Raw genomic sequence first — 14,303 nt, 5'->3', positions numbered from 1 at the left:
AGTGTTTTGATCTTAAGTGTAAGCGTTATTGATATGATCAATTAGCTTTGATTAGAGGTGCTTGCATAAGTGAGAGCTATTCAATGTTAGTTTACTAACGTGAATAGTTTTCTCTGGACAATAAAAAAGCGCCAAGAAGGCGCTTTTTTCGAACTCGATATCAGGCTTACTTTTTGCCCAATGCACCGAAACGCTTCTTGAAGCGATCAACACGACCACCAGTATCAACGTTACGTTGCTTACCAGTGTAGAATGGGTGACATGAAGAACATACGTCTAGGTTAATGTCTTTACCAAGCGTAGAGCGAATCTTCATTTCGTTACCACATGAGCAAGTTGCTGTGATTTCTTCGTATTTAGGGTGGATATCTTGTTTCATTGGGTTACCTCAAATAATAAGGCCGTATCGCTATACAACCCGAAGTCGCACACCATACGTTACATAATTCAAATGATGAGTCGTTCAACGAACAACCCATCGCAAAAAGAGCGGCGCATAATATAGGATGGATGTGGCATGATCAAGTGGTTTTTGCCCAATTGTTAAACAAAGCAGCTTGGCAAGAAGGCTACCCAAGAGAGCTAAACAAAAAACATTCCTTTTATGCTTTATCGTAAAGTATGTTTAAATATTTGTCTTTCAAGGCTAGGCCCATTAGCGTCAATAGTAAAATTGTGCGCTATAGCAAAATGTGTAGCTAACTGTTAGCAGCGCAAACTGCTGTAATATATAGGTCTACAAGTAGCTTCAGTATTATTAGTTTCAATATAAGAAGCTTAGTAAGCGCATTACGCGCTGTAACAGCCATCAAGTAAGGTAGAACGTTCGCAATGGCCTTTATCCAAGTTGCCGTGCCAGTGCCACTGCGCCAACTTTTCACATATACCCACAACAACGCACTCCGTGCGGGTGTAAGAGTGGTTGTGCCTTTTGGCCCCCGCAAACTGGTGGGTGTGGTCGTTGAAACCCTCCAAAAACCAGAAAGTGAAATTGACAACGTCGACAAGTTAAAAGCTATCGAGTCGGTACTTGACGATAGCCCCATTATAGATGATGTGTTGCTGAAAATGGCACAGTGGCTGTGGCAGTATTATCACCATGCGCCGGGTGAAGTACTGCACGCCATGTTGCCTGTTTTATTACGCAAAGGCGAGTCGGCGGCGCCCACGCCACAAGACATGTTAATGCTTACCGAAGAAGGTATGCAAACGGCTGCAGAAACGCTATCGCGAGCGCCTAAGCAACAAGCTTGCTTTGCTGCACTGGCTGGTGGAGCGTTATTAGCGTCGCAAGCGCGAAAACAGTATGGTGCACCTGCAGCTAAAGCGCTTGTTGAAAAGTCTTTGGTACGTATCGAAGAAATAACACCTGAATTTAAGCCAGGCAGCTGGCTTGCCTCGTTATCGCTTTCTGAAAAGCCAATTCCAGACACTGAGCAGTCGGTTGCCATTGCTGCACTTAATCGCCAGCAAGGCAGCTTTGGCGTAAGTTTGCTTGAAGGGGTTACCGGTAGCGGTAAAACGGAAGTCTATCTTCAGGCTATCGAACCCTTACTGCGTGAAGGTAAACAGGTGCTAATCCTTGTGCCTGAAATTGGGCTTACGCCCCAGACGGTATCTCGTTTTGAGAAGCGCTTTGGCATTGCGGTGGGTGTTTTACACTCTCAGATCTCTGATAAAGAACGTTTACATGTTTGGCAGCGTGCTAAAGCCGGTGAGCTCGGTATTATCATTGGTACTCGTTCGGCTATTTTCACGCCGCTACACAACCCCGGCATGTTAATTGTGGATGAAGAGCATGACGAGTCTTTTAAACAGCAGGATGGGTTGCGCTATCACGCTCGTGACTTAGCAGCCATGCGTGCCAAGCAGCACAATATTCCTCTTTTACTAGGCAGTGCCACGCCCGCGCTTGAAACACTCAATAATGCACTAAACGGCCGCTATGCTCATTTACAGCTAACTAAGCGAGCAGGGGGGGCGAAAAGCACACATCAGCATGTGCTGGACGCACGCGACCAACCTATTCATTACGGGATTTCACAAGGCCTGCTAACGATAATGCGTCAGCATATTAACGCGGGGAATCAGGTATTGGTGTTTGTAAACCGAAGAGGTTATGCGCCAGCGCTACTCTGTCATCACTGCGGTGAGACCGCAATGTGTAAGCGTTGTGATCGCCCTTATACCGTGCACAAAGCCCAAAACCGGTTACAGTGCCACCACTGCGGTGGCATGCGTTCAATGCCATCAAACTGCGAAGCGTGCCATCACAATGAATTAGTTACCGCAGGTACGGGGACAGAGCAAGTTGAGCAAGGGCTAGCAAGCTTATTTCCCGGCGTTAAACAGGTAAGAATAGACAGCGATACTGTGCGAGGTAAAGACAAGCTTCACCAAACCCTTGATGCTATTAATCGCCAGGAGTTCCAGTTGCTGGTAGGAACCCAGATACTATCAAAGGGTCATCACTTTCCTCATGTCACTCTAGTAGCAGTGCTAGATTGTGATGGTGCCCTTTTTAGTGCCGATTTTAGAGCGCCAGAAAAGCTCGCTCAGCTTGTTACTCAGCTTGCTGGAAGAGCGGGGCGCGCCAGCAAACCTGGTGAAATGTGGCTTCAAACCCACAATCCTCACCACCCTTTGCTACAAGATTTAGTGCACAATGGCTATGGGCATTTCGCACGACACGCTTTAATGGAGCGTAAGGCAGCAGGGTTGCCCCCTTTTATTAGCCAGTTTGTTATTCGCGCAGAGGCTACCGATAGTAGTTTAGTTTATCGCTTCCTACAGGAAAGTAAGCAGGTGTTTAATCAACAACACGCCATTGATATAAACGGTCCGTTTCCTTGTTTAATTGAAAAGCGGCAAGGCAGGTTTCGGTTTATGCTGGTATGCAGCCATGAAAAGCGTGCGCCGCTTCACAATGCGCTGCGTTTGGCGCTGCCATTTTTACAGGCGTTGCCACAGGCTATGAAGGTAAGGTGGTCGATTGATATCGATCCTACCGATTTCAGTTAGCTTGTTAGGTAGCAATACGTTAAAATTTTAACAAGATTGAAGAGGCTGAAACACCAGTCCTTCTAATAGACTTGGTATATGACGTTTTCTTACGCATACAAACAACGATAACAAGTAGGAATATTGCCGACTATGGCTCAACGCGATTATGTCTCTCGTGGACGCTCTCCTCAAAAAAAGAAGCCCGCTGGTAAAGGTAGAAAGCCAGCCACAAATACGCGATCAAACGCACAAGCTAACGCCCCAGTTTCTGGGAAGCTTCCTATCGTGCGCCTTATAGGCATTTTCGCTTTAGTGATTGGCTTCGGTGTATTTTTATGGTCGATAAAAGACAATGTAGAGGATGACGTAGATACTCAAGCTTCACGACCTGTTGCGCCAACAGAAGAGTCTTTACCTGAGCTGCCTGAAGAAGAGTGGGAGTACATTAAGACCCTGCCAGGGTATGAAGTAGAAGTTGAAGTAAGAGAGCAGGAAAAGTCTGACAAACGCTATCTTATGCAGTGCGCCTCATTTAGAACCCGCGCCCAGGCTGAAGAGATGAAAGCTAAAATTGCATTTCAGGGTTTAGAAGCGCTTATCAGACACAGCACCGGCAGCAACGGCGATTGGTTCCGCGTTATTCTTGGCCCATATGAATCTAAGCGCGATGCGGAAAAAGCCAAGCATAGTCTGCGTAAAGTAAACATTGCCACATGCCAAATTTGGTACTGGAATTTGTAGCAGTTCTTTCCAGAGCGCTATCAGACAGCAAAGAACGAGCTCGCTTCTAGGCGAGCTGCATTTATGTAGTGACTTCAGTATTGCTACTTTATCTGCATTTTATCACCTAGGCATTATCTCAATTGGCCTTAGGGTGTGTTGCCGCGAGTATGCACTCTATAAACAGCGTATTCAATAAACAACGTATGTGTAAAGCCCATATAGTAGGCCCCTCTGAAGGCACATTCTTTTGTATTACCCTTGAAATTAAAAAGCCTTCCCCCACTTATTTGTTATTGAATTATTACGCTGCTGCCTTAGTTCCGCGAAAAAGGTACATATAAAACGCAGCAGCGCCCAGCTAAACGGGGAATTAACGTGACAACGATTGTATCTGTACGACGTGGGAATCAAGTGGTAATGGCCGGTGACGGACAGGTATCACTGGGCAACACCGTAATGAAAGGGAATGCGCGCAAGGTGCGCCGCTTATACCACGACAAAATTTTAGCGGGCTTTGCCGGCGGCACGGCCGACGCATTTACGCTATTTGAGCGCTTTGAAGCCAAGCTTGAAGCGCACCAAGGCCATTTAACCAAGGCGGCGGTTGAACTTGCCAAAGACTGGCGGACCGACAGGGCGTTACGCAAACTCGAAGCCCTACTTGCCGTAGCCGACGAAACCGCGTCATTTATCATTACCGGTAACGGGGACGTAGTGCAGCCAGAGCAAGATCTTATCGCGATTGGCTCTGGTGGTAACTATGCACAAGCGGCAGCTACTGCACTTTTAGACAATACCGAGCTAAGCGCTAAGGAAATTGCTGAAAAATCGCTGACCATTGCCGGTGATATTTGCGTATTCACTAACCATAGCCAAACGGTTGATGTACTAGATTACTAAGTAATAGCGAACGCTGTTATTGGCTTGTTGTCGCTCGTTTGCGTAGCAAGTACAACAAGTATTGTTAGAAAAGGGTTTATTCATGTCTGAGATGACACCAAGAGAAATTGTTCACGAGTTAGACCGACACATTATCGGTCAACAAGATGCCAAGCGCGCTGTATCTATTGCACTTAGAAACCGCTGGCGTCGTATGCAGCTTGAGCCTGAGCTGCGCCAAGAAGTTACCCCAAAAAATATTTTGATGATTGGTCCAACGGGGGTGGGTAAAACCGAAATCGCTCGCCGTTTAGCTAAACTTGCTAACGCGCCCTTCATTAAAGTTGAAGCGACAAAGTTCACCGAAGTGGGCTATGTGGGTAAAGAAGTTGAAACCATCATTCGTGATCTTGCCGACATCGCGGTAAAAATGACGAAAGAAAACGAAATGAAGAAAGTGAAATTCCGCGCTGAAGAAGCAGCGGAAGAGCGCATTTTAGACGTTTTACTTCCTCCTCCAGAAGACGCATGGGGCAACAAAGAAGACGTTGAAGATCGCGGGACCCGCCAAGCATTTCGCAAAAAGCTTCGTCAAGGCGACTTAGACGACAAAGAAATTGAAATTGATGTGGCACTTCCACAGATGGGCGTAGAAATTATGGCGCCTCCTGGTATGGAAGAAATGACTAATCAGCTTCAAGGCATGTTTCAGAATTTGTCGGGTTCGCAAAAGAAAAAGAAGAAGCTGAAAATTAAAGAAGCGTTCAAACTGCTTATTGAAGAAGAGGCGGCACGCCTTGTAAATCAAGAAGATTTGAAAGAAAAAGCCATTGAGTCAGTAGAACAGCACGGTATTGTGTTTGTAGACGAAATTGACAAAATTTGTAAGCGTGAAGGCAATACCTCAGGCGATGTCTCTCGTGAAGGCGTGCAGCGTGACCTGCTTCCACTTGTAGAAGGTTCTACGGTGTCGACAAAACACGGCATGGTTAAAACCGACCATATCTTGTTTATTGCTTCAGGTGCATTCCAAATGAGCAAGCCGTCGGATCTTATCCCAGAGCTTCAGGGTCGACTACCAATTCGTGTTGAGCTTGCTGCGCTGAAAGTGGGCGACTTTAAACGTATTCTTACCGAGCCAAACGCATCATTAACTCAGCAGTATGTTGCGTTAATGAAAACGGAAGGAGTTGATATCAGTTTCGACGATTCTGGCATTCAGCGTATAGCCGAGGCAGCGTGGCAGGTGAATGAGCGCACTGAAAATATTGGCGCGCGTCGCTTGCATACAGTGCTTGAGCGCCTTATGGAAGATATCTCGTTTGATGCTTCAGAGAAAAGTGGTGAGTCGTTCGTGATTGATGCAGACTACGTTAATAGCCACCTAGAAACCTTGGTAGATAACGAAGACCTGTCGCGTTTCATCCTTTAAATAAATGCTAAGTAGAGGCCTCTTCCTGTAGTTCGGTTGTGAATGCTCACTTCTACACAAACAGATAGTAAAAAGCCGACTCTATGAATGTAGTCGGCTTTTTTATGTGAAAAAATAAGATTTAGTCTTTCACTTTTTCCCATTGAGCTTCAATTTCTTCAAGGCGAATTATACTCGCAGCTTCTTCAGCTTGAGTATCGGCAAGTAGATCAAGAAAGTAACTCACAGGGTTATTCTTCTCTTGGCTTTCCATGTAAAGGGCTCTCAAAGCCGCATCTGTCGTCCTTGGAATTTTCGTTTGACCTTTCTCGTAACGTGCAATGGTCTGTTCATCTACACCAAACCGAGTCGCGAGTATTTTTTGAGAAAGATTCAATTCAATACGTAAGAATTTAAACTCATCGTGTGCAAGAGGTCTGCTGGTGTCTACAATCGCTTGAGCGATCGCGCTATGGAGGCCGTTCATGTCGTCAATACTTGTGTATTCTTCGCCGTCGACAATCTCAACAGTAACACCATTTTTCAAAAACACATTTGATAACCCACTTTCAGTGTAATGGTACATATAAACCTCTCAAACTATCCAAACAGTAACTAGAACTGAAGTTGGATTATCATGATGGTTCTTTAGTGCTACGGTTAGTTCGATAACTTTCCCCGCTGCCAAACCTTTCAGATTAAATTTCCAATCTCCGGTAATTTCAAGATATGGTCCTTCCCTAAAAACTGAGTATTTACTCTTGAGTAAAGTCATCACCTGACCTGTAGTTACTCCTCGCTCATGCATACGCTGTTTAACATGTTTACTCCATCGAATCCTATGAGTATGGTTTTCTGCAAGGTCGCTCATTTTCTTCCTTGCAGTTTCCGCGCTAAGAGGGAATTCCTTAACGCCTTTGGGGGGCTTTAGGGCCATAATTATTAATCCATTACCTATCATATTGATAGGTTTGGTGGGTATTGTCAATATGCATCTTCAAAAGTGATGTGGATAACATCTAGGGCAGTTTACAAAAGCGCCTAGAAGCAAATGGCTTTATTAAAGTGTTATAAAAACTAAACCTCCACAAGCAGTGCCACCAATTTGCCTGTTATATCTAGACCGGTATCGTTTTCTACCTTTAAAAAGTAGGGACTCGGGTTCGCCTCTAGAAAAAAGTACTTTCCCTTCGCACTTCTGCGCCAGTCGATTGCGCACCAATGCATGCCTAACGCTTGGCAAATTTTAATAGCCATACGCTGCACCTCGTTTGGGATAATAGTCACAGACACACTGGCATTGTCGTCGTTTCTATAATCTAGTTCGCTTGAGTCGATTTGTACGCTTAGCACATCATCGCCTAGTACATAGCTACGTACATTTTCGCCCACAATGTATTTTTGGAAGGTCACAGGGCGCTCATTTAAAAGTGAATTTAGGAGCGGGCGCATATTAGGTAGTTTATTTACAAATTGTACCGTGCGACCGCCGCGCACGGGCTTATAAACAACATCACGCATGTTGTTGCAAAACTGAGAGGCGACTTCGGGGGCATTGCCAACAAAGGTGTAGGGTATATGTGCACCTAACTTGCCAGCAATGCGTGATTGATAAGGCTTACATTGGTGGCTTCTCACGGCATCGATAGAATTGACCCACTTGATGTCGCTATAGCTAAACCAACAAAGTAATGTGCTCGCCCGTTCTTGCTCGGTCCAAGTTGCATCAGCTAGCAGTTTAGATGGATTATCATTCGGCTTTTCGGTCTTAATGTTGTTATTCACGGCGCGTTTGGGACGACTATTCTCACCTGATGCTGTCCACGAAGCTCCCGGCAAATATTCGTGCCAGTAGGCTGCTTTGGTGTTCGAAAAAGTCACTCTAGGTTGGTCGCAGAGTGTCGGTGAATTGAAATGGACTAATCCGTCATCAAAATCAGGGTCATAGCTAATACTCCAAGCTGAACCGAACTGTTGCGTATTAGCGATATAAAAAGGGGTAGCTGTTTGACTAAGCGCCTTCGCTACGTGTTGAATTTGTGGGTCTTGCTCACTTCCTAAAAGTGCAACGTGCATTCGCATTCCTTGCTAGCGGGTTATGGGTGAAGAGTATTGTTTTTAAAAAGCGCAACATATAGACAGTTCGTAAACACCGGCTATCCATATGCTGACGCTAAGGGGGTTAAAGCTATGACAAAATATCTGGTAGTTTGCCGCCGCCTTCACCAATGGCCATGGTGATATAAACCGGTTCTTTGGGGGCAGGGCCAACTACCGGTGAGGTATCGCTTAAACGAACGCGTAGACCGCCGGATACCTCAAACAGTTGCGCTTCCGCTAAAGCAACGGGCTCGGTGCTTGCTGGTGGGCTTAGATTTGGTTGGTTGTGATTTAGTTGATGGTGTTTCATAAAGTACGCTCCTTGTAGTGGCGTGTTGAGTGAAGAAGTGGGTGCGCTTAAAGCGAAACCACTTCTCGGTAAAGGGTTCGAAAACAGCAGGCGATAAGTGCTGAACGGCTGCTGATATTGAGTTTTTTATAAATGTTGGCGCAGTGAAACTTAACGGTTCGCTCGCTGATAAATAGCTCCGAAGCGATCACTTTGTTAGAGCGGCCTTCCATTATTTTGTGTACTACCTGTAGCTCACGTTTCGACAAACAGTCCATGGGAATAACGGCGCCACGAGCGGTTATGCCACTTGCATCTATTTGCATGCGCTCAGCAGTTGTCATCAATACTGCGGGTTCTCTTACTTCATGGTTTTTCATAATGTTTCTCCGTGTTTACCAGATGTTGCGCTTCCTGTTACTTCAGAGGGAGAGCATGGTTGTAATGTGCCTTGTTCCAGACGATAAACTTTGTCTGCCATGGCGATAGATTGGGGGCGATGTGCCACAATAATTCGGGTCATATTCAGGGATTTGAGGTGATGATTTATCTGAGCTTCATTGGCCATATCTAGATGGCTGCTCGCTTCGTCTAAGAACAAAATGTCAGGCTCTTGATATAGCGCTCTTGCTAAAAGCAGGCGCTGCTTTTGCCCACCGCTCAAACTGCTACCCATATCGCCTACTAGCGAGTGATATTGCATAGGCATATGCATAATGTCGTGATGGATACAGGCAAGTTGTGCTACATAAACCATTTTCTTGAGGTTTGGGGCTTCTTCAAAACAACAGATATTTTGGCCTATAGTGCCGCTTAAGCAGGCGTCCTCTTGAAGCACAGAAGCGATGACAGGATTTACAGTACTAGGGTGCTCTATGCTGCCTTGTGAAGCTGGATAAAGGCCCATTAAGCACTTAAGCAAAGTGCTTTTCCCACAGCCGCTGCCGCCGATAATGGCCACGATTTCACCGGTTTTTACTGAAAGTGTCAGATTTTTAAATACCCACTCGCTATTTTCCCCATAGCGGTAGCTAAGTGACTTCACCCTAAGCGCGGTAGTTCCTGAAAAAGCGCTACCATCGAATGTGCTACTTTCCGGCGAGTCAGCATTGGACAGGTTGAATAGACGAGAGTTAGGTGAACCTGAGGTAGAGGCCGAGCGGTTACGCGTTTGTGTACTTTGAACGCCGAGCGAACGCTCAGTGTTATATAGCGGCTGAACTTTAGTTTTTTGCTCTACTGGTGTAAGTAAAATATCGCTTAAGCGGTTGAAATGAACGCCTAGCATATTAAGCTCAATAAGCTTATTAACTATACCGTCGATAGCACCTACAAACCTTGTCTTATATGCCATAAAGGCCAGCAACATGCCTATTGAAAGGGTACCTTGCATGACAAGGTTCGCGCCAATATAAACAACGACTAGGTTTTCAACGCCAAACAGAAATTGGTTTGCCAGTGTGCTACCTATGTTAAATTTCCCTAAGATGATGTCTTTATTGAGTGTTGCAACTAGCTTGTTCTGCCATAGGCCATGGCGCTGTATCTCTTGCCCATACACGCGAATAGGTAAAATTGCCCGCACACTTTCCATAAAGTGGCTCTGTTCAGTAGCGGCCAGGGCAATGCGCTCAGTGGTATGCCTTTTAATGAATGGTAGAAGTCCCAGACGAATGGCCAGATAGATAAGCATTATCACCACGACCACTAAAGTAAGCTTGAAGGAATATAAACTCATCACGGCCAAGGTGACGATTGCCATTATTCCATCTAGCATGGCGGTAACGACCCCAGTGGTTAAAAATTCCCGAATGCTAGCCAGGGAACCAAAGCGCGATACCACATCACCAATATGACGTTTGTCAAAATAGTCTAAGGGAAGAGCTAAAAGATGCTTGAATACAGATGCAGACATCTGTAGCTGTAGGCGGGATGAAACGGACAAGATAACGAACTTTCTTATACCGCTTGTAAAGGTTTCTATAACCAGTAATAGGGCAAAGCCAATAGCAAGAGCTTTGAGCAAGGCCTCGTTATTGTAAATTAATACATCATCAACCACTGTTTGCATGTAGTAAGGTGCAGCAAGGGCAAAAAGTTGCAGCACTATTGATAATGCGAAAAGCGTTAGTAGGTTACGTTTGAAGCCGATGGCACGGGAGAAAAACTGAGTAAGCCCAAGTTGAGGCGCAGACTTTTTGGGGCTAAATGTGTCACTTGGTGAGACCTCAAGCGCAATCCCCGTAACGTACTTTGAGGCTTCTTCAAAATTGAGCTTTCTTTTACCTAGGGCGGGGTCATGAACGAAAATATGCTTCCCTCTCACTTTTGTCAAAACAACAAAGTGGTTCATATCCCAATGCAAAATGGCTGGGCAAGATAACTGCGCAAGATGCTCCATTTCTATCTTAACTGCTCGGGTTTGAAAGCCCAGGTCACTGGCAATTCGCATTACGTCTTTTAAGGTCGTTCCTCGTAATGACACGGATATGCTTTGACGCAAAGTGTTAAGGTCGCGCTTATCGGAGTAGTACTGTGCAATCATTGCCATACAAGCAAGTCCGCATTCAGCCGCTTCGCTTTGCAGAATAACCGGTACCCTGCTTGTTGTATGAAACAGCTGTGCCGAAAGAGGGGGTGTTAAACTCATCATGATTACAGCTTCCCTTTAATGCTATAAAGCGGTTCCATTAACCATTCCATAAGCGTGCGTTGACTTAATTGAACATCTGCCGAAAATGTCATGCCTGCTTTCAATGAAATACTGCTGCCGTAAGCCAATACTTCGTTTGTATCTAAGGTGGCAGTAACCAAGTAGGCTGGCTCGCTAATTGAAATAGGTACATCGGTAAGTTCTCCCGGTAAGACAAGCGACGAAGAAATATTGACTATCTCGCCAAACTGCACACCAAACTTTTGATAAGGGAAGGCGTCATATCGTATATGTAGGGCTTGGCCTTCTTGTAAAAATCCTGCTGAGCGCACGGGTACTGCGATTCGCGCTTGAATGTCAGCATTTTGAGGGAGTAGAGTGAGTAGAGGGCGAGCGCTGTCAACGGTATATCCCGTCTTAACATTAAGGCCTGATATCACGCCACTGCGAGGGGCATAAATTATCTCTTCAGCATTACTTTTGTGACTCACAATTTGTTGGGTGAGATCGCTATAAGTATTCTCTATATTTGCCAGCTCGTTGGCTTGTTGCTCAGGCAAGGTAGCGAGTTCATGATTTATTGCTGCTATGTTGGCTTGCTCGCTATTCCAATCCTTTTTTGCTAAAGCTAGTTTCTGCTCTGCATTTAAGCGATTAAGCGAATGGGTTTCAAAGTCGGCACGGCTAATATGTCCCTGCTTAAGTAAGGTTTGTGCTTTTTCCCATTGTTTAGATGCTAGAAGCCACTGTGATTGGGTTAGAGCAATAATGTCTTTCAACGTTTCTGAGGTATGTTTAGCCTGGGAAAGCTGCTCTTCCAAGCGCTGCTGCTGGGCTAGGTGCAAAGTGCGCAGGCGCTTAATACTTTGGTGAGTGCGATTTTGTTTCGATTCTAGTTCGGCAAGTAACTGGATACTGACTCTATGGCCTAATGCATCCTCGCTGCTGTAGCTAATTTTTATTAGCGGTGCGCCCTTTTCGACTAATTGACCTTCACTGACTATAACGTCGAGCACTTTTCCTCGCCTTGCGTCTGAATAAAGCTTGAAAACACCATGGCTGGGTTCTAGCCATCCAGTTACCGAAGCTTTTCGCGCATAACTTTCCATGTTCAGGTAAGCAGCAACCGCCACAATCCACACGACAAGCAGCCCTGCTATTGCTGAATAGGCTGGTTTAGGGGTCATTAAAAAGCTCCCCTCAACGGCATTTGATTGCTCATCAATAACTTCTTTTCTAAACAACCCTGTTCTCATCTTCATCCCTATATAATTCGCTACTTGCGCTTGGGGTCCTGTTAAAGCAACCCTTTTTCTAGGTGCTAGTTTGCACATAAAGAGTATCTGGCTGCCGCTTCCATATCGGCGATTAATCCTTGGCATCGTAATCCGTGACGCCTCCGTTTTGTTACTACCAGATACCTTGTGGTCAACGTTACTGCAGTGACGGTATTTACTTTAGGCGGAGTGAGAACTTGATGAATGGTGCTTAAGGTCTATTTTTCTGTAGCATGCAGCCTCATTGGGCTTGGCGCATTTTTGAAAGCGCTTGGCCTAAATTTGAAAGTTGATATTGCACAAGAAAACGGCGAAGAGATGCAAAGAAGTCATAGAAGTGTCTAAAGAATGTGCTATAAAAAACAAGGAAATATGAAAATAACACGGTAAGAATACGTAAAAGGAAGCAAGATGTTTGTACCCAGCATACTTTTAAAACAACTTTACACACGTGCAAGCCTTACAAAAACTAATAAAGGCTTATCTTTTTCTCTTAAAAACAGATTAAAAGACGCGACAATCAAGGAAGTAAAATGGATTTCCCTTGATGGAGAGAAAATCCCTGAAGAAAAAATTTCACTCCAGCTTACCCCCGATTCCTGTATTTCTGTTGAAGCGTTAAATAAGTCGGACGGAGAGCCGTTTGGATTGCGTCAAACTATTACCGTGCACTTGGATATTGATGAAGCACCTTGCCCTGAAAAACGAAAATTGGGTATTTGCTTTTCGGCATCACCTTTTGGAAAGCTTAAATTTGAAGTAGAAGATAATATTACGGCGCCAGGTCAACGCAGTGCTTTTATTCCCCGTGACGATATGGACGACTATGGCGAAAGCATTATAAAAACACGCCAAGAATATTTTGAAAGCGCTACAGGCAAGAAAATTGACCACGTAGGTAAGTACTCAATCGACCCGCAAGCGCTTAAAGGCAATATCGAGCATTTCATTGGCGTGGCGCAGGTTCCTATCGGTATTGCTGGGCCGTTGACTATAAACGGCGAACACGCTCAAGGTGATTTTGTAGTACCACTAGCGACTACTGAAGGCACATTGGTAGCGTCGTACAACCGCGGTATGAAGCTACTTAACATGAGTGGTGGCGTAACGGCAACAGTAGTTGATGATGCCATGCAGCGCGCGCCGGTATTTATCTTTGAAAATGCGCGAGGTGCCAGAGACTTCGTTAAATGGATTAAAGCAAACTTCGAAAAGATTAAAGAAGAAGCTGAAGCGACCTCAAGCGTGGCTAAGCTAACCTATATCGACCACTTTCTGTCTAACAAATTTGCGTTTTTACGGTTTAACTTTAAAACCGGTGATGCTGCAGGTCAGAACATGGTGGGGCGCGCAACTTTTGCTGCCTGCGGATGGATACTCGACCATTACGAGGGGATAGAAAACTTCTATCTTGAATCTAACTTTGCTACCGACAAAAAAGCCTCTCAAATAAACATAATGCGTACCCGTGGTAAACGGGTGACAGCTGAAGCCACTATTAAACGAGAGCATTTGTTAGAGGTAATGCGCGTCGACCCTAAACAAATAGATTATCACGGCCGTGTGGCTGGAGTAGGGTCTTTCTTATCTGGTGTAAATAACACCGGTCTTCATTCGCCAAACGGTATTACCGCTATGTTTATAGCAACAGGGCAAGACGTAGCCAACGTATCTGAATCGTCAGCGGCCATGATGTATTCCGAACTTACCGACGATGGCGACTTATATGTGTCTATCACCATACCATCGCTTATTGTGGCTACCTATGGCGGTGGTACTGGTATTGGTACCCAGCGAGAGTGCTTGGAACTGTTAGACTGCTACGGGCGAGATCGCGTGTATAAATTTGCAGAAATCGTGGCGTCGGTTGTGCTGGCCGGTGAGATATCGCTAGCGTCAGCCATTAGTTCGTCAGACTGGGTGTCGTCACACGAACAGTATGGGCGTAACCGGTAGCAAGTAAATTTA

General features: G+C 45.3%; 13 protein-coding genes. 5 read left to right on the top strand and 8 right to left on the bottom strand.

Annotation, left to right across the window (positions count from 1 at the left end):
• Positions 1-166: 166 nt before the first annotated feature.
• Positions 167-379, bottom strand: a complete 213-nt coding sequence (rpmE, locus tag ACXAGK_RS12415; protein WP_120963305.1) for a 50S ribosomal protein L31 — start codon at positions 377-379, stop codon at positions 167-169.
• 452 nt (positions 380-831) lie between these two features.
• Between rpmE and priA the strand changes: the two genes are divergently transcribed.
• The 4 genes from priA to hslU all read left to right on the top strand — a co-directional run bounded on the left by priA (position 832) and on the right by hslU (position 6,037).
• Complete coding sequence (gene priA / locus ACXAGK_RS12410; RefSeq protein ID WP_474856475.1) at positions 832-3,021, top strand: primosomal protein N'; 2,190 nt, start codon at positions 832-834, stop codon at positions 3,019-3,021.
• Positions 3,022-3,153: 132 nt separating this feature from the next.
• Positions 3,154-3,744 (top strand): SPOR domain-containing protein, encoded by a 591-nt coding sequence (locus ACXAGK_RS12405; RefSeq protein WP_474804324.1) that lies wholly within the window; start codon positions 3,154-3,156, stop codon positions 3,742-3,744.
• Between the two features lie 357 nt (positions 3,745-4,101).
• Positions 4,102-4,626 (top strand): ATP-dependent protease subunit HslV, encoded by a 525-nt coding sequence (gene hslV / locus ACXAGK_RS12400; RefSeq protein ID WP_025257580.1) that lies wholly within the window; start codon positions 4,102-4,104, stop codon positions 4,624-4,626.
• A gap of 82 nt (positions 4,627-4,708) precedes the next feature.
• Entirely contained in the window at positions 4,709-6,037 is a 1,329-nt protein-coding gene (gene hslU / locus ACXAGK_RS12395) for an HslU--HslV peptidase ATPase subunit (RefSeq protein WP_118491788.1), read from the top strand.
• A gap of 121 nt (positions 6,038-6,158) precedes the next feature.
• Here hslU and ACXAGK_RS12390 read toward each other — a convergent pair whose 3' ends face one another.
• From ACXAGK_RS12390 to ACXAGK_RS12360, 7 genes are all read right to left on the bottom strand, one after another.
• On the bottom strand, positions 6,159-6,602 hold the full coding sequence (locus ACXAGK_RS12390) for a helix-turn-helix domain-containing protein (RefSeq protein WP_474856474.1): 444 nt from the start codon (positions 6,600-6,602) through the stop codon (positions 6,159-6,161).
• A 9-nt stretch (positions 6,603-6,611) separates the two neighbouring features.
• Positions 6,612-6,887: a DUF4258 domain-containing protein gene (locus ACXAGK_RS12385; protein ID WP_474856473.1), complete on the bottom strand. Its 276-nt coding sequence runs from the start codon at positions 6,885-6,887 to the stop codon at positions 6,612-6,614.
• A gap of 206 nt (positions 6,888-7,093) precedes the next feature.
• Entirely contained in the window at positions 7,094-8,092 is a 999-nt protein-coding gene (locus tag ACXAGK_RS12380; RefSeq protein WP_474856472.1) for an ATP-grasp domain-containing protein, read from the bottom strand.
• A gap of 112 nt (positions 8,093-8,204) precedes the next feature.
• A complete protein-coding gene (locus tag ACXAGK_RS12375) occupies positions 8,205-8,426 on the bottom strand; it encodes a hypothetical protein (RefSeq protein WP_474856471.1) in 222 nt (73 codons plus the stop codon).
• A 47-nt stretch (positions 8,427-8,473) separates the two neighbouring features.
• Positions 8,474-8,785, bottom strand: coding sequence for a helix-turn-helix domain-containing protein (locus ACXAGK_RS12370; protein ID WP_474856470.1), 312 nt, complete (start codon positions 8,783-8,785; stop codon positions 8,474-8,476).
• Positions 8,782-11,058, bottom strand: coding sequence for a peptidase domain-containing ABC transporter (locus ACXAGK_RS12365; protein WP_474856469.1), 2,277 nt, complete (start codon positions 11,056-11,058; stop codon positions 8,782-8,784). The genes ACXAGK_RS12370 and ACXAGK_RS12365 overlap by 4 nt, the downstream gene beginning before the upstream one ends.
• Before the next feature lie 2 nt (positions 11,059-11,060).
• Positions 11,061-12,314: an HlyD family secretion protein gene (locus ACXAGK_RS12360; protein WP_474856468.1), complete on the bottom strand. Its 1,254-nt coding sequence runs from the start codon at positions 12,312-12,314 to the stop codon at positions 11,061-11,063.
• A 432-nt stretch (positions 12,315-12,746) separates the two neighbouring features.
• On the opposite strand from ACXAGK_RS12360, the gene ACXAGK_RS12355 reads away from it, so the two are divergent.
• On the top strand, positions 12,747-14,291 hold the full coding sequence (locus ACXAGK_RS12355; RefSeq protein WP_474856467.1) for a hydroxymethylglutaryl-CoA reductase: 1,545 nt from the start codon (positions 12,747-12,749) through the stop codon (positions 14,289-14,291).
• The last annotated feature ends 12 nt before the right edge of the window (positions 14,292-14,303 follow it).

The sequence above is a fragment of the Alteromonas sp. ABM1_013 genome (assembly GCF_056160505.1).
The sequence above is the reverse complement of the archived record's forward strand: the minus strand, read 5'-3'. Positions and strand labels throughout refer to the sequence as shown.